Origin of the sequence: Aeromonas sp. NJAU223 (genome assembly GCF_051125555.1) — a bacterium.
In the GTDB taxonomy this organism is placed as follows: Bacteria; Pseudomonadota; Gammaproteobacteria; order Enterobacterales; family Aeromonadaceae; genus Aeromonas; species Aeromonas veronii_G.
On record NZ_CP144204.1, the window covers coordinates 2,029,702 to 2,045,823 of the forward strand.

The window sequence follows — 16,122 nt, forward strand, 5'->3', positions numbered from 1 at the left end:
ATGAGCGAATAAATAGTAAAAAAACGACACGGGATATTACCCGGCTCATCATTCGTGTCTGGGAGGTAGAAAACAGGTAAATGAATCACGCCTGTCAGGTTGGTTTTTTGTGTAAATGACGGGGCAGTGAAAGTAAATGACGGGGCGGCAGGAGACAACGATGACACCTTGTTCATGCAGCCGGACGAGCCGCGCAGGAGACTAGCGGGCCGAGGTCGCGATGGCTCGTATGACGATGTGGTTGAAAAACGCCCTTATATGCCATCAGACAAGGCTATTTTATCCCGGCTTGAGGTCCACTTATCGACACCTGTCTGCATCGCGTTGAATCCTGTGGACGATTCCACTGCTCGTCTTCAAGTAGGCAGTGAAAACGGCTGTGAATCTAGGGCGAGCCTTGCCAGGGCGAGTGTCCGGGCGAAGGTCTCATCGTTCGGGACGAGCCAGGGGATCATCCTGGCATGACGGGGATGCCTCCGCGTGATGAGGCGAGTCGGGATGCCGATAACCAGAGACGCGCAGAGCTGGTCGGGGACGCGGCGCGGGAGAGAGCTAGAGTCGCAGGATCAAAGGCAGGGGCAAACAAAGGCCATCAAGAAGGTTGCAGTTAGCACGACAGTCACAGGCGAAAGAGACGCCAATGTACGGCGGCGGAGTCGTGTGATGGAGGACTGGAAGAACAGGGAGAGCAGGGAGAACAGGGAGAATGGGAAAGTGAGGAAGCTGGAAGGCAAGGCTGGCAAGATGCAGGAGAGGGAAGGGAGCCAGGGCAGCTCGAAAACGGGGCGGCCAGGGCCGCCCCTCGGGCTCAGTTGTCCAGAGTCAGCACCACCTTGGCCTCTTTGTCCGTCTCCTTGACCAGGCTGTCGAGGACGAACAGCCGCTCCGGCGCTATGCCCTGGTTTTCGACCAGGAATGCCTTGGTATTCTGGGCGCGGCGCATGGCCAGGCTGCGCAGGGACTTGGCGGTGATCAACTGCTGGTCTCGCAGCAGGATCACGGCCTGGCTGCGCAGGGCCGGGCTCTGCTCGGCGAGTCTCAGCCTGTCCGCCAGATCCCCGAGATCTTCGTTGAATTTCGCCTCATAGGCATCGGCCAGGGCGGATTGCATGGTGCTGTCTTGCTCCAGCAGGTTGAGATCCACCGGCGAGCCGGTGATCTTGGCCAGCACCCGTTCCAGTTTCTGGCGCTGCAAGATGGGCCTCTCCTCGTTGAAATTGACCTTGCCGCGGATGTTCATGCTGAGCTTGGGGCGCTCCTTGAGGGCCTGGGCCAGCTTGTCCAGCTTGGTCTGCTGGCTTGGGCTGAGATCCGGGCTGCCTGGCAGGAAGGGCAGCTCGTCGAGATCCTGGGTGCCGCCGGTCAGGGAGGCCAGCAGGGAGAAGGGAGAGCTGATGGCCTTGGTCAGGGTATTGCCGAGCACGTCCCAGAAGATGTTGCCCAGGCTGAAGTTCGGCTGATCCAGGTCTCCCTTCACCTTGAGATTCATCTTGATGACACCATTGGAGTCGCTCAGCAGGGCGATGGCAAGGCCCAGGGGCAGATCCCTGGCCTGCTCGCTCTTGACCTTCTCACCGAGTTGCAGCTTCTTGATGGTGATGTCGTTGTCCCCCTCCAGTCGGTTGCCCTGCAATTTGTAGTTGAGCTTCATGGAGAGCTGCCCCTTGTCGATGGCATAGCCCGCGTAGGTGCTGGAGTAGGGGGTGAAGGTGGTGAGCTCCAGGTTGTTGAAGGCCACGGCGACGTCGAGCACGGGATCATCGATGAGCAGGTTGGTTCCCCCCCTGATGGTGACGGGGGCGTAGCGATCCACCTTGCCATTGAAGGCGAGCTCGGAACGCTGACCCGGTACGTTGCTGATATGGCGGCTCTGGCCCGCGAGGGAGGCGATATCAACCACGAATTCCGGACTCAGGCTGCGATCGGCAAAGCGCAGGTTGCCCTGCTCGGTGCGCACCTGATCGATGTGGATATGGGGAGTGGGCGTGCTGGCCCCCTGTGGCTTGTCCGGCTGGGGCAACAGCAGTTGCTGCACGTTGGTGATCCCCGTTTCGCTGATCTCGATACGGGCGAAGGGTTGGCGCAGCAGGATGTCGGCTATCTTCAACTGCTGGCTCATGCCATCGTACTGCAGCCCGGTGAGCTCCAGGCGGGAGATCTGCAGTAGGCGCTGGTTGTCGGCCCTGTCCAGTACATAGAGCTTGTCGACATCGAGCCCCCCTTCCAGATCCAGCCGGCTCAGGACCCCGTTGGCATCGGTGGCCAGGGTCAGTCTGGTGCGGCTGCTAAGCAGGCCATCCTGCACCTTGATGCGCAGCAGATCCTGCAGATAGGGCTGGGCCCAGGCAAGGGGCAACGCCTGTTGTTTGATGGTTCCGCTCAAGGCAAAAGGCGCAGGCGTGAGATTGCCATCGAAACTGACGGGGCTCTGCTGGTTGAGGGTGGCGTTCAGGAGCAGGGGACTGGGCGCCTGGGCATGGCTGCCGAGTGCCCCGAGGCTGAGACTGAGCCCCGATAACTCGCGCAGCAACGGCTTGCCCGAGCTGGATTCGGTCAGCTTGAGATGACCCTCGCTGATACGGGACTGCTTGAGCTGCCAACGCCAGGGCTGGCTGGTCTGGGCCGGTTTGGTTTTCTTGGCGGGCTTTGCCGCAGCCTTGGTAGCGGGCTGAGCGACCAACAAGGCGGCGAGATCCAGTTGTTGCTTCTCATCAAGCACGGCGCTGAGGGTGGGGGCCTTGAGGGTAGCGCTGCCGATGGTGAGGGATTGCTTGGCCCCATCCACGCTGATCCCGGTCAGGGCCAGCTGGTTGAAGCGGGCAAACTCGCTGCCCTTGGCACGCTTGAGCTGCCAGTTGTTCAGCAGCAGTTTGCCGTTGGAGAGTTGCCACCCCAGTCCCTGCTTGCCCTGGGTCAGGCGATAGCTGAGTTCGGCACTGGCGTCCCCCCGGGCCAGCTCCGCCTTGAGATAAGGTGTCCAGAGGGGGGCGAAGGGGGCGAGAGCCAGTTTGCCGAGACTGACGCTTCCCTTGCCGGAGCCGGTCAGAATGTCGAGTTCACCCCGGGCCTTGAGAGGGCTCTTCTGGTTGAGGGTGGCGCTCAGCTGATAGGGGCTCTGATGCCCCTTGGCGGTGGATACACCGGGCAGTTGCAGCTCGAGCTTGTCGAGGGCAAGCTTCGGCACCCAGCCCGGGCTGCCAGGCTTGCGGCTGTCTTGATAGCGAACTTGCCCCTGCACCAGGGTCAGCTTGTCGATCTGTACCGGCAGCATCTCTTGCGTCGGCTCGGCAGGGGTGACAGGGTCGGCCGCCAGCAAGGGGGCGAGTGCCTCGGTCAGGTTGAATCTGGCCTCGGGCTGCTTGTCCGGGCCCTTGCCATCAGCGAGGCGTACCAGGTTGGCGACGGGCTTGCTGAGGCTGGCCTCGGCCAGCACCACTGCTCGCTGCTGCCAGCTCTCTTTGAGCTTGGGGACAATCAGGAGCTGCTCGAAGGCCAGTATGGGTTGTTGCTGGGCATCGAGCAGCGTCGTGGGGCCCAGGGTGAGGGAGGGGGTCTGCAGGCTGACCCGGATCTCCCCTAGAGTGAGCTGCAGTCCATAGTGCTTGGCCAGCCAGCCGGGAAGATGACGCTGGGCGAGACCGGGGGCTTGCCACAGCAGAATGACGCAGGCGATGAGCAGGGCGACGCAAAGGTAGAGGGCATAGCGCAACAGGCGAGTGGGCAGAGGCTTGGGCATGGCGGTCTCCATTTGATGCGCACATGGTAGCAATTAATCACCGCCCGAGCATGATCTCTCCTTGAAGCTGCGCCGGACTCTGACCGGCATTGGTGGTCATGTGTGCAATTGGCAGCCCTTGGCACCAGGGAGGTTCCGACATAGCAGGGCGGGCGTGGCGCGTTGCCGCCTCCGGTCTCGAACACTGGTGTCCGCCACCTTTTCGTTGATAGCTCGTCGGAGCAGCCTCATGAGCCGGACTGTCGCCCAGCGCCGGTCAATCCGCCCCGGTTGTCAGCGCGTTGAGGGAGTGGATGCAGCGCTGCTCGGCGACCTCCAGTTCAGCCATCACCATCTGGATATCTTCGAGCTGCTGGCGCAGGGAGTGGCGTCTTGCCTCGATGATCTGGATCATCGAGTGCAACTGGGTTCGGCTGGTCTTGTCGGTATCGTAGAGATCGAACAGCTCGCGGATCTCCGCCAGACTGAAACCGAGCCGCTTGCCCCGCAGGGTGAGCTTGAGGCGGATCTTGTCCTTGTGGCTGTAGATCCGGGTCTGCCCCTCCCGGGTCGGGGTGATCAGCCCCTCATCCTCGTAGTAGCGGATGGTGCGCGGGGTGACGTCAAACTCCTGGGCCAGCTCCGAGATGCTGTAGGTCACCTCCTTGCTGGCGAAACGGTTAGGGACCATGGCAGGCTCCTTGTGGGATCTCATCCTTTGTAGTCCGCTGGCGGGCGAGGGCCTTGGCATGCAGTGCCTGACCGACCCGGGAGCCGTTGGCCCGCCCCAGCTGTTCGCTCACCCACTGGCCGGTGGCGGCGAGGGTGTCCAGGTTCACCCCTGTGCTCATGCCAAGGCCGTGCAGCAGGTAGACCACCTCTTCCGAGGCGACGTTGCCGGAGGCACCGGGGGCATAGGGGCAGCCACCGAGCCCGGCCACCGAACAGTCGATGGTGCGGATCCCGCGCTCGAGCGCCGGCAGTAAATTGGCCAGCCCCTGGCCATAGGTGTCGTGAAAATGGACCGCGAGCCGCCCCGCCGGCACCTCGTGCAAGACGGCGTCCAGCATGGGCGCGACGGTGCCCGGGGTGCCGACCCCTATGGTGTCGCCAAGGGAGATCTCGTGACAACCCAGATCCAGCAGCCGCTCGGCGAGCGCCGCCACCCGTTTCGGCCGGGTCGGGCCCTCGTAGGGGCAGGCGATGACGGTGGAGAGATAGCCCCGCACCCGGATGCCGAGGCTGCGGGCCTCGGCCACCAGGGGGGCGAAGCGCACCAGGGACTCCTCCACGCCGATGCCGATATTGGCGCGGGTAAAGCCATCGGAGCAGGCGGTGAAGAGGCCTATCTCGTCCACTTGGGCACTGATGGCGGCTTTGAGCCCCTGCAAGTTGGGCACCAGGGCGCCGTAGCGTACCCGCTGATGCCCCGGTTCGGCGCGCCGGGGCAAGGCTGCCAGCAGGGCGCCGGAGTCCGCCATCTGGGGAACCCGTTTGGGGGAGACAAAGGCCCCCACCTCGATGCGCTGCAGGCCGCTCTCGGCGAGGCGCGCGATTAACTCGAGCCGCTGGGCCAGGGGCAGTATGTGTAGTTCGTTTTGCAGCCCGTCCCGCGGCCCCATCTCCACCAGGCTCACCCGATCCACGGGCCTTCCCTGTTCCTTGTTCATGCTCCATCCGCCTGTGTCTGTTCATCCTTGTCCGGGGAGAGCTGCACCAGGACGTTGCCCTGGCTCACCTGTTCCCCCTGCTGGCAGTGCAGGGCCGCAATCACGCCATCCTGTTCGGCCCTGAGGTTGTGCTCCATCTTCATGGCCTCCAGCACCAGCAAGGCTTGCCCCTTGCTGACTCGTTGTCCTGCCTCCACCAGCAAGGCCACGACGATGCCGTGCATGGGGGCGCGTATCTCCCCCGTGCTGACGCCATGCTGGTGATCAGGACGGGCTTGGTGCCGTGGATCATCTTCACAAAATGGCAGGCTTCGGCCCTGCAGGGGCAGCACGAAATGCTGCCCCTGTGTCTTGACGGGGTAGCGTTGCCAGGCATCTCCCGCTTTGATGCGCAGATAATCTGTCCCGGACTCGTAGGGTAGTCGGATCCCCTGCCATTCAATGGCGCCGGCGGTCTCGATGAGGGTCAATGTGCGGCTCTCATCGCCAATTCGCACCGCCGCCGTCCAGTGCCTGTGAGCGCCGAGGCGAAAGCCGTCGGTCTGCTGCCAGGGTCCCGGGGCCTGTCCCTTGCGCTGCCTGCTGGCAAGCCAGAGAGTGGCGAGCGGCCAGGCGAGGTCTGGCACGGGCAGCGGGTCGGTGGGGATGGGCCACTGGGTGTGATGACGCATCGCCAGCACATCCGGCTCCTGGCACAGGCGCAGCAGCAGGGCGCCGTTGTGCACCAGGGGGCCCAGCGTCAATGCCGCCAGCGCCTCGGCCAGTCTGGCAAAGGCCTCGGCGCGGCTCTGGCCGTGCACGATGAGCTTGGCAATCATGGGGTCGTAATAGGGGCTCACGGCATCTCCGGCGCCCACCCCGGTGTCGATGCGGATCCCGTCCGGCCAGTGCAGCCAGTCGATGGGACCGCTGGCGGGCAGGAAACCCGCTCCCACGTCCTCGGCGTAGAGCCGCGCCTCCACCGCGTGGCCGCGCAGCACCACCTCATCCTGCGTCAGCGGCAGGGGCTTGCCTTGGGCGACTGTGAGCTGCCAGGCCACCAGATCCTGACCCGTGATGCATTCGGTAACCGGGTGCTCCACCTGCAGTCGGGTGTTCATCTCCATGAAGAAGAACTCCCCACCACACAACAGAAATTCGATGGTGCCGGCGCCGCGGTAGTTGATGGCGCGGGCGGCGGCCACGGCTGCCTCCCCCATGGCCTGGCGCAGGGGGGGCGGGATGTCGGGGGCGGGGGCCTCTTCAATTACCTTCTGGTGGCGGCGCTGCAAGGAGCAGTCGCGGTCCCCGAGATAGATGGCGTTGCCGAGCTCATCGGCAAACACCTGCACCTCCACGTGGCGGGCGCGGGGCAGGTAGCGCTCCAGCAACACATGATCGTCGCCGAAGGCGGCCCTGGCTTCTCGTTTGACTGCGGCCAGGGCGTCGTCGAAATCGGCCAGCTGATCGACTCGGCGCATCCCCTTGCCGCCACCACCGCTGGCGGCCTTGATGAGCAGCGGGAAGCCGACGAGACTCGCCTGATCGCGCAAAAAGCCGGCTTCCTGATCCGCCCCGTGATAGCCGGGCAACACGGGCACCCCCGCGGCCTGCATCAGGGCCTTGGCGCCGGATTTGTCCCCCATGGCGAGGATGGCGGCGCCGCTCGGGCCGATGAAGCGAATGCCTGCCGCCTCACAGGCGCTGGCGAAATCGCTGTTCTCGGACAGGAAACCGTAGCCAGGGTGAATGGCATCGGCTTTGGCCTCAAGGGCGATGGCGAGCACCTTGGCGGCGTCGAGGTAGCTCGCCCGTGCAGGCGCCGGCCCCAGATGCCAGGCCTCGTCGGCGTCGCGCACATGCATGGCGCCAGCATCGACGTCGGAGTAGAGGGCGATGGTGTGGATGCCGAGGCGGCGAGCGGTCTTGATGATCCGCACCGCGATCTCGCCCCGGTTGGCGATCAGCAGGCGGTTGATGGGGGCCGTCATATCTGCGCCTCACGGACTGCGGTGGTGTGGGAGTGCGGTGCGGGATAAGCCGTCCATCGGCCAGATCCGTTGTAATGGGTGATCACCAGGTGCTTGATGGGTTTGATCATGCTTCGTCCTTGAAACGGGGGCGCCAGCTGGGGGGGCGTTTGTCGAAGAAGGCTTGCATCCCTTCCTGGGCTTCCAGACCGACCCGCACCCGGGCTATGGTCTCGACCGTGTGTTCTTCGTGGTGGCGGCCGCCGTGCGCGTCGAGTTCTGCCAGCAGCCGCTTGGTCTCTTTCATCGCCTGCGGGCCGTTGCGACACAGGCGCAGGGCCTGACGACGTCCCTCGGTCAGCAATTCGGCCGGGGTGGTCATCAGGTGAGCCACGTTGAGGTGGCAGGCGGTGATGGCATCGAAGGGTTCGGCGCTCAGCATGTAGCGGCGTGCCTGACGCATGCCCATGGCGCGCACCACGTAGGGACTGATCACCGCCGGGACCAGCCCGAGGCTCACCTCGGAGAGGCAGAAGCGGGCGTTGTCGGCGGCAATCGCGATATCGCAGGCACAGACGAGGCCAAGTGCTCCCCCATAGGCGGCCCCCTGCACCAGGGCCAGGGTGGGGAAGGGGAGCTCGTCCAGGGTTTGCATCAGCCGCGCCAGCAGCCGGGCATCCTCCCGGTTCTGCTCGAAATCCGCGTGGGCCAGGCTGCGCATCCAGTCGAGATCGGCCCCGGCGCAAAAATGCTTGCCCTCGGCCCGCAGGATCAGTGCATGGGGGCGGGACGGGTGGTGAACCAGCTCGTGGAGACAGTCGAGCAGCCCCTGCATCAAGGCGGCGTCAAAGGCGTTGTGACGAGTCGGGCGCGCCAGGATGAGTTCCGCCAGGGGGCCGTGCCACTCCAGCCGGTAACTGGCCGGAGGATCGTCAAAGAGAGGGTCAGTCATGGTGCGCTCCTTACATCCGGAAGATGCCGTACTGTTCGGGGCCAATCTCGGCTCCCTGACAGGCGGCCAGGGCCAGGGACAGCACGGTGCGACTCTGGGCGGGGTCGATGACGCCGTCATCCCACAGCCTCGCACTGGCGTAGTAGGGGTGCCCCTGCCGTTCATACTGTTCTATCACGGGGGAACGGATGGCCGCAGCCTCCTGTTCACTCAATGTCTTTCCCTCGCCCGCCAGCTTGTCACGGCGCACCTGCACCAGGACGCCGGCGGCCTGCTCGCCTCCCATCACCGAGGTGCGGCTGTTGGGCCAGCTGAACAGAAAGTCGGGCTCATAGGCGCGGCCACACATGCCGTAGTTGCCGGCACCGAAGCTGCCGCCGACGATCAGGGTGATCTTCGGCACCCGGCTGCAGGCCACGGCAGTGACCAGTTTGGCACCGTGCTTGGCGATCCCCTCTTTCTCCGCCGCACTGCCCACCATGAAACCGGTGATGTTCTGCAAAAAGAGGAGCGGGATCGCGCGCTTGTTGCACAGCTGGATGAAGTGGGCGCCCTTCTGGGCGCTGTCGCTGTGCAGCACCCCGTTGTTGGCGAGGATCCCCACCGCCATGCCCTGGATGCGGGCAAAGCCGGTGACCAGGGTGGTACCGAACAGCGCCTTGAACTCGTCAAACTCCGAACCATCCACCAGGCGGGCGATGAGCTCCCGGGCATCGTAGGGACGCTTGAGATTGGTGCCCACCAGGCCGTAGAGATCCTCGATGGGATAGCAGGGCTCTTCGAAGGCCGGTTGGGTGTCCTGATTGCCAGCCCCCGGGTCGCTCATCCCCAGGTTGCTGACCTCCAAGTTGCTAACCCCTAAGTTGCTAACCAAGGTGCGGGCGATAGCCAGCGCATGGGCATCGTCCTCGGCCAGGTGATCCGCGACCCCGGAGTGGGCACAGTGGACCTGGGCGCCGCCGAGGGCCTCGGCGCTGATGGTTTCCCCCGTGGCGGCTTTGACCAGAGGAGGGCCCGCCAGGAAGATGGTGGCCTGGTTCTTGACCATGATGGATTCGTCCGCCATGGCGGGTACATAGGCGCCGCCGGCGGTGCACAGACCCATGACCACAGCGAGCTGGGGGATGCCCTGGGCCGACATTCGGGCCTGGTTGTAGAAGATGCGGCCAAAATGCTCCCGGTCCGGGAAGACCTCGTCCTGCATGGGCAGGAAGGCGCCGCCGGAATCCACCAGATAGAGACAGGGCAGGTGCAGCCGCGCGGCGATGGCCTGGGCCCGCAGGTGTTTTTTCACCGTGAGGGGGTAGTAGGTGCCCCCCTTGACGGTGGCATCGTTGACCACCAAGAGGCAGAGCCGACCCGAGATACGGCCAAGCCCGGTGATGATGCCGGCGGCGGGCACGGCCTCGTCATAGACCTGCCAGGCGGCCAGCGCCGAGAGTTCGAGGAAGGGGGAACCGGGGTCGAGCAGCCGATCGATGCGCTCGCGGGGCAGCAGCTTGCCGCGCTCCCGATGGCGGGCCTGATTGGCGGCGCCGCCGCCAAGGGCAATCTCGTCCAGGCGGGCATGCAGATCCTGGACCAGGGCCGCCATGGCCGCGTGGTTTTCGGCAAATTCGGGACTGGTCCTGTCAAGACGAGAGAAGAGGCGGCTCATGCCTGCTCTCCCATCAGCTCACGGCCGATGAGCCAGCGACGGATTTCCGAGGTGCCGGCGCCTATCTCGTAGAGCTTGGCGTCTCGCAGCAGGCGGCCGGTGGGGTATTCGTTGATGTAGCCGTTGCCGCCGAGCAGCTGGATGGCATCCAGTGCCATCTGGGTGGCATTCTCGGCGGCGAGCAGGATGGCGGCGGCGCAATCCTTGCGACTGGTGTGACCCAAGTCGCAGGCCGTGGCCACCGAATAGACCAGGGCGCGGCTGCTGGCGAGGCGGGTATACATGTCGGCCAGCTTGCCCTGCACTAGCTGGAATTCGCCGATGGCCTGGCCGAACTGTTTGCGCTCGCGCACATAGGGCAGCACCACATCCATGCAGGCCTGCATGATGCCGAGGGGTCCCGCCGCCAGCACCACGCGCTCGTAATCGAGCCCGCTCATCAGCACCTTGACTCCGCCGTGCAATGGGCCGAGCAGATTCTCCTTGGGCACCTTGCAATCCTCGAACACCAGCTCGCAGGTGCTGGAGCCGCGCATGCCGAGCTTGTCGAGCTTCTGGGCCGTGGTGAATCCCGGCGTGCCCGCCTCGACGATAAAGGCCGATATCCCCTTGGGGCCGGCTGATGCGTCCGTCTTGGCGTAGATGACGAAGGTGTCCGCATCCGGCCCATTGGTGATCCACATCTTGTTGCCGTTCAGCAGAAAGTGATCACCCTTGTCTTCTGCGATGAGACGCATGGCGACCACGTCGGAGCCGGCACCGGGTTCGCTCATGGCCAGTGCCCCCACGTGCTTGCCGCTGACCAGATCAGGCAGGTAGCGCGCCTTCTGATCAGGGGTGCCGTGACGGTGGATCTGGTTGATGCAGAGATTGGAGTGGGCGCCGTAGGAGAGGCCGACCGAGGCGCTGGCGCGGCTCACCTGCTCCATCACCAGCACGTGGGCGAGATAGCCGAGGTCCACGCCGTCATAGGCTTCCGCCACCGTGATGCCATGCAAGCCCAGCGCCCCCATCTGGGGCCAGAGATCCCGGGGGAAGGCGTTGCTTCTGTCTATCTCCTCGGCGCGGGGGGCGATCAGTTTCTGGCAGAAGGCTTCGACCTGTTCGGTCAGGGCCTGGAGGGTCTCATCCATCAGGGCATGCATCCTTGCTCTCCTTATCAAGCGGTGATGGGCGGACCGTGGTTCCCCGGGGTCATCTCAGAGAAGGGGAATACTGGTCAGTCCATCAATGAATCAAGTTTACGTTAGCGTAAACGTAAATGAGTTGTTAGTCTAAGGTAAATTCGTTGACCGCCAACCGCAAGGGGATATCCAGGGAGACGGTCGAATCCAGGGAGTGAGGAAGATGATCAACAACTGCAATCGACAGGGAACCCATGGAACCGGGCTCCCTATCCAGATCGCCGTCAACGGGAGGAGGGCGTCATGAGCCAGCACAGCGGTCACCCGCAGACCCGGTACGGGGATCTGCCCCTTCATATCGGTGGGGAGGCTTATGCTTCCGCCAGCGAGCAATGGATAGAGGTCACCAATCCGGCAGATCAGAGCCTGCTCGCGCGGGTGCCCAAGGCCACCCCGGCCGAGCTGGAGTTGGCGGTGCGCAGCGCCCACGACGCCTATCTGTTGTGGCGAGAGGTGCCGGCCTCCGAGCGGGCGCGCGTCATGTTCAACTACCAACATCTTCTCAAAGTCCATCACGACGAGCTGGCGGAGCTGCTGGCACAGGAGACCGGCAAGAATCTGGCGGATGCCAAGGGGGATGTGTGGCGCGGCATCGAAGTGGTGGAGCAGGCCTGCGCCATCGCGAGCCAGACCCTGGGTGAGACCATGGGCAACGTGGCGTGCCGGGTCGACGGCCACTCCTGGGTGCAACCCCTCGGTGTGTGCGTCGGGATCACCCCGTTCAACTTCCCGGCCATGATCCCGCTGTGGATGTTCCCGCTGGCGGTGGCCTGCGGCAATGGCTTTGTGCTCAAGCCTTCGGAGCAGGATCCCCTCACCCCCATGCGGCTGGTGGAACTGTTCGCCGAGGCAGGGGCACCCAGGGGCATCCTCTCTGTGGTGCACGGCGGTGCCGAGCAGGTGGATGCACTGCTCGCCCACCCGGATGTGAAGGCGGTGAGCTTCGTGGGGTCGGCCCGGGTCGGCGCCCATGTCTATCGCACCGCCACCTCCCAGCTCAAGCGGGCACAATGCTTCGTCGGCGCCAAGAACCACATGGTGATCATGCCGGATGCCAACAAGGCGCAGGTGCTCGGCAACCTGGTGGGCGCCGGAGTGGGCGCCGCCGGCCAGCGTTGCATGGCCATCAGCGTAGCGGTGTTCGTCGGGAACGCGCGGGAGTGGATCCCGGAACTCGCCACTGAGTTTGCCAAGGTGAAACCGGGGATCTGGCACGATCCAGAGGCCGCCTATGGCCCCTTGATCAGCCCGGAGGCGAAAGTCAGGGTCGAGGGCTTGATCGAGGCGGGGATCGCCGAGGGGGCCGAGTGCCTGCTGGACGGGCGTTTTTGCGACGTGCCGGGTTACCCGGTGGGCAACTGGGTGGGGCCTACCCTGTTTCGCGGCGTGACCCCAGAGATGCGTATCTATCAAGAAGAGATCTTCGGCCCCGTGCTGGTGTGCCTCGAGGTGGCGAGCCTGGACGAGGCGCTCGCTCTCATCAACGAAAATCCCTATGGCAACGGCACCTCCATCTTCACCGGTTGCGGCGCCGCGGCCCGCAAGTTCCGCCACGAGGTGGCGGTGGGCCAGGTGGGGATCAACGTCCCCATCCCGGTGCCGCTGCCGTTCTTCTCCTTCACCGGCTGGCGCGGCTCCTTCTACGGGGATCTGCACGCCTACGGCAAGCAGGCGGTGCGTTTCTACACCGAGACCAAGACGGTGACCGAACGCTGGTTCGATGAAGACATCCCGAGCGGCCCCAACATGACCATCCACCTGCGTTGAGCGGTGTCACGACCAAGACAAGAAGGAAGCAAACAAGATGGATTTTACGCTGACCGCAGATCAACAGGCCTACATGGAGGCCGCCAGCGCCTTCGCCGAGGAGGCGCTCAAGCCCCATGCCGCCCGCTGGGACAGGGAGCATGAGTTCCCCGTCGCCACCATCAAGGAGGCGGCGGCGCTCGGTTTTTGCGGTCTCTATACCCCTGAGCAATACGGTGGACTGGCCCTGCCGAGGCTGGATGCCAGTCTCATCTTCGAGCGCCTCGCCATGGGGTGCACCTCCACCACGGCTTATTTGACCATCCACAACATGGTGAGCTGGATGCTGGGCTCCTGGCTGCCTGGCGAGGTGGCCGAGGAGTGGGTGCCGAGGCTCGCCAGCGGCGAGCTGCTGGGTTCTTACTGTCTCACCGAGCCGGGCGCTGGATCGGACGCGGCGGCCCTCAAGACCCGGGCCGTGCGAGATGGCGAGGATTACCTCATCGATGGCAGCAAGGTCTTCATCTCCGGGGCGGGCAGTACGAATGTGCTGGTGGTGATGGCCCGTACCGGCGGCGTGGGGGCCAGGGGGATCTCCGCTTTCATGGTGCCAGCCGACATGCCTGGGGTGAGTTATGGCAAGGCGGAGGAGAAGATGGGCTGGAACAGCCAGCCCACCCGGGAGGTGAATTTTGGCGGGGTACGCATTCCCGCTCGTTACCGACTGGGGGAGGAGGGGGAAGGCTTCAAGTTTGCCATGCAGGCCCTGGACGGGGGACGCATCAACATCGCCACCTGTTCGGTGGGGACTGCCCAGCAGGCGCTGAATGATGCCCTGGTCCATGTGCAGCAGCGCCAGCAGTTTGGCCGCCCCATCGGCGAGTTCCAGAGCGTGCAGTTTCGCCTTGCCGACATGGCCACTGAGCTGGCCGCCGCGCGGCTGCTGGTACGCCAGGCCGCCGACAAGCTGGACAGAGGCAGTCCTGACAAGAGTGCCTGGTGCGCCATGGCCAAGCGCCTGGCCACGGATGTGGGTCACAGGGTCTGCGACGAGGCACTGCAACTCTTTGGCGGCTATGGTTATATCCGCGAATATCCGCTGGAGCGTTACCTTCGCGATACCCGGGTGCATCGCATCCTGGAGGGGACCAACGAGGTCATGCGACTCATCATCGCTCGCCGCCTGCTGGCCGATCCCGGCCTGACGCTGGAGTGACGGGCACTGTGACTGACAAGGACAAGACAATGACAAGGATCAGGCTCGAGTATCACGGTCATGTGGCTTATATCACCTTCGATCATCCCCCTGCCAACACCTGGACCCTCGCCAGTTTGCAGGCCCTGCTGCAGATGATGGTGGAGCTGGACGGCCGTCCTGACGTGGTGGCCCTGGTGATCCGCGGGGCGGGGGAGAAGTTCTTCTGCGCAGGCGCCGATCTCAAGATGTTTGCCGACGGCAACCCGGATCACGCCCGCGAAGTGGCTGAGGCCTTTGGCCGCGCCTTCGAGGCCCTTGCCCGCTTCCACGGTGTCAGCATCGCCGCCATCAATGGCTATGCCATGGGAGGCGGACTGGAAGTGGCGCTGGCCTGTGACATCCGTATTGCGGAGGAACAGGCGAGGATGGGGCTGCCGGAGGCCTCGGTGGGGCTTTTGCCCTGCGCCGGCGGTACCCAGCGTCTCACCGAACTGGTGGGGCCGGGCTGGGCCAAGCGGCTCATCCTCTGCGGAGAGAAGGTCACGGCCGGCCGGGCGCGGGAGATAGGGCTGGTGGAGGAGGTGGTTCCCCAGGGGCAGGCCTGGGCGGCGGCGGCCCAGATGGCCCAGCAGGTGGAGCGCCAGAGCCCGAGCGCCCTGCGTGCCTGCAAGAACCTTATCAATCAGGGCCGCCTCGGCCCGCGGGATGCGGCCCTGCCACTCGAACGCAGCCTCTTCCTCGAACTGTTTGCGGATGTGAACCAGCGCGAGGGGGTGGCTGCCTTCCTGGAGAAACGTCCGGCCCGCTGGCACTATGGACCTTCAACCAAGCCAAATGGAGCCGTGCATGAGTGAGTTCCCCCCGCCGTTTTGCCACCCCGCGAATGCGTCATTGAATGGGGATGTCTGCCATGAATGAGCCGGTCGACATCACCCTGTATCCCACCCTGGACGGGTATCAGATCGGGGTATTGACCCTCAACAGCCCCTCTTCCCTCAATGCCCTGAGTCTGCCGATGATTGAGCGACTGCGGGTCGCACTCAACGAATGGGAGCAGGATCCCGCCGTGGTCTGCGTCCTGCTGCAGGGGGCGGGGGAGAAGGCATTCTGTGCAGGGGGTGATATTCGCTCCTTCTATTACCAGAAGCAGGCGGCCTGCGAGTCTGAATTGTTTGCCTATGCCCGGGACTTCTTCGAGCAGGAGTATCGGCTCGATCACCGGATCCACGGCTACAAGAAGCCCCTCATCTGCGTGGCGGATGGCATCTGCATGGGGGGCGGGATCGGCCTCTTTGCCGGCGCCGAGTATCGGGTGGTGACCGAGAAGAGCCTGTTTGCCATGCCGGAGGTGACCATAGGCCTCTACCCGGATGTGGGGGCCAGCTGGTTTCTGAGCCGTATGCCGGGGCGACTCGGCCTCTGGCTCGGTCTCACCGGTGCCCGCTTCAACGGGGCGGACGCTCTGGGCCTTGGACTCGCGGATCACGCCATGGGGGGCCAGGAGCGGGCCACCCTCCTGCCCCGTCTCGCCCGCATCGACTGGGGCAAGGTACCCAAGGATCAACTGGACACGCTGTTTTCCAACACCCAGGCCGCAGTGGTGTCAGATCTTCCCGCCCCCGTGCTGCTGCCTCACAAAGAGCGGATCGATGCCCTGCTGGCGGGGCGCTCTTTGGAAGGAGTGCTGGCCCGGCTCGGGAGTGCCCGATTCGAGATTGAGCAGGGGGAAGCAAGTCTGGCCTTGGCCAGGGAGACCTGCCAGCGCGGCAGCCCCATCAGTCGTGCCATCCTCTGGCGCCAATATTGGCAGGCCCGCCGCCAATCCCTCGCCGAGGTGTTCGCCGATGAACTGACCCTGTCGGTGAACTGTGTCCTCAGGGGGGATTTCGTGGAAGGGGTGAGGGCGCTGCTCATAGACAAAGACAAGTCCCCCCGCTGGCAGGCATCTCAGTCCGGTACCGAGTGGCTGGATGCCTACTATTGCTGGCCGGAGGGTATCCACCCCTTGCGAGGGACACTCGGCGTCGGGAGCGCTGAGCAATAGGAAAGCT

11 protein-coding genes are annotated in these 16,122 nt (G+C 64.4%); 4 read left to right on the top strand and 7 right to left on the bottom strand.

All coding sequences use genetic code 11. The features are described from left to right. Nucleotides 1–808: 808 nt before the first annotated feature. From VZC39_RS09270 to VZC39_RS09300, 7 genes are all read right to left on the bottom strand, one after another. Complete coding sequence (locus VZC39_RS09270; protein WP_434667824.1) at nucleotides 809–3,748, bottom strand: DUF748 domain-containing protein; 2,940 nt, start codon at nucleotides 3,746–3,748, stop codon at nucleotides 809–811. Between the two features lie 244 nt (nucleotides 3,749–3,992). Continuing rightward, on the bottom strand, nucleotides 3,993–4,406 hold the full coding sequence (locus VZC39_RS09275; RefSeq protein WP_434667827.1) for a MerR family transcriptional regulator: 414 nt from the start codon (nucleotides 4,404–4,406) through the stop codon (nucleotides 3,993–3,995). Further along, nucleotides 4,396–5,385, bottom strand: coding sequence for a hydroxymethylglutaryl-CoA lyase (locus tag VZC39_RS09280; RefSeq protein ID WP_434667830.1), 990 nt, complete (start codon nucleotides 5,383–5,385; stop codon nucleotides 4,396–4,398). Before VZC39_RS09280 ends, VZC39_RS09275 begins: the two co-directional genes overlap by 11 nt. Beyond that, nucleotides 5,382–7,355, bottom strand: a complete 1,974-nt coding sequence (locus VZC39_RS09285; protein ID WP_434667833.1) for an acetyl/propionyl/methylcrotonyl-CoA carboxylase subunit alpha — start codon at nucleotides 7,353–7,355, stop codon at nucleotides 5,382–5,384. Before VZC39_RS09285 ends, VZC39_RS09280 begins: the two co-directional genes overlap by 4 nt. Before the next feature lie 106 nt (nucleotides 7,356–7,461). After that, nucleotides 7,462–8,286 carry an enoyl-CoA hydratase-related protein gene (locus VZC39_RS09290; protein ID WP_434667836.1) on the bottom strand — a complete coding sequence of 275 codons (825 nt, stop codon included), beginning with the start codon at nucleotides 8,284–8,286 and terminating at the stop codon, nucleotides 7,462–7,464. A gap of 10 nt (nucleotides 8,287–8,296) precedes the next feature. Then, nucleotides 8,297–9,943, bottom strand: a complete 1,647-nt coding sequence (locus VZC39_RS09295; RefSeq protein WP_434667839.1) for a carboxyl transferase domain-containing protein — start codon at nucleotides 9,941–9,943, stop codon at nucleotides 8,297–8,299. Then, nucleotides 9,940–11,088: an isovaleryl-CoA dehydrogenase gene (locus VZC39_RS09300; protein ID WP_434667842.1), complete on the bottom strand. Its 1,149-nt coding sequence runs from the start codon at nucleotides 11,086–11,088 to the stop codon at nucleotides 9,940–9,942. The genes VZC39_RS09295 and VZC39_RS09300 overlap by 4 nt, the downstream gene beginning before the upstream one ends. Before the next feature lie 282 nt (nucleotides 11,089–11,370). Between VZC39_RS09300 and VZC39_RS09305 the strand changes: the two genes are divergently transcribed. The 4 genes from VZC39_RS09305 to VZC39_RS09320 are packed head-to-tail and all read left to right on the top strand — an operon-like array spanning nucleotide 11,371 to nucleotide 16,115. Continuing rightward, entirely contained in the window at nucleotides 11,371–12,894 is a 1,524-nt protein-coding gene (locus tag VZC39_RS09305) for a CoA-acylating methylmalonate-semialdehyde dehydrogenase (RefSeq protein WP_434667845.1), read from the top strand. Nucleotides 12,895–12,931: 37 nt separating this feature from the next. Further along, the gene (locus VZC39_RS09310; RefSeq protein WP_434667848.1) at nucleotides 12,932–14,089 is read left to right on the top strand and encodes an acyl-CoA dehydrogenase family protein; all 1,158 of its coding nucleotides are present in this window, start codon (nucleotides 12,932–12,934) and stop codon (nucleotides 14,087–14,089) included. A 29-nt stretch (nucleotides 14,090–14,118) separates the two neighbouring features. Further along, nucleotides 14,119–14,925 carry an enoyl-CoA hydratase gene (locus VZC39_RS09315; protein WP_434667851.1) on the top strand — a complete coding sequence of 269 codons (807 nt, stop codon included), beginning with the start codon at nucleotides 14,119–14,121 and terminating at the stop codon, nucleotides 14,923–14,925. Between the two features lie 56 nt (nucleotides 14,926–14,981). Beyond that, on the top strand, nucleotides 14,982–16,115 hold the full coding sequence (locus VZC39_RS09320; protein WP_434667854.1) for an enoyl-CoA hydratase/isomerase family protein: 1,134 nt from the start codon (nucleotides 14,982–14,984) through the stop codon (nucleotides 16,113–16,115). The last annotated feature ends 7 nt before the right edge of the window (nucleotides 16,116–16,122 follow it).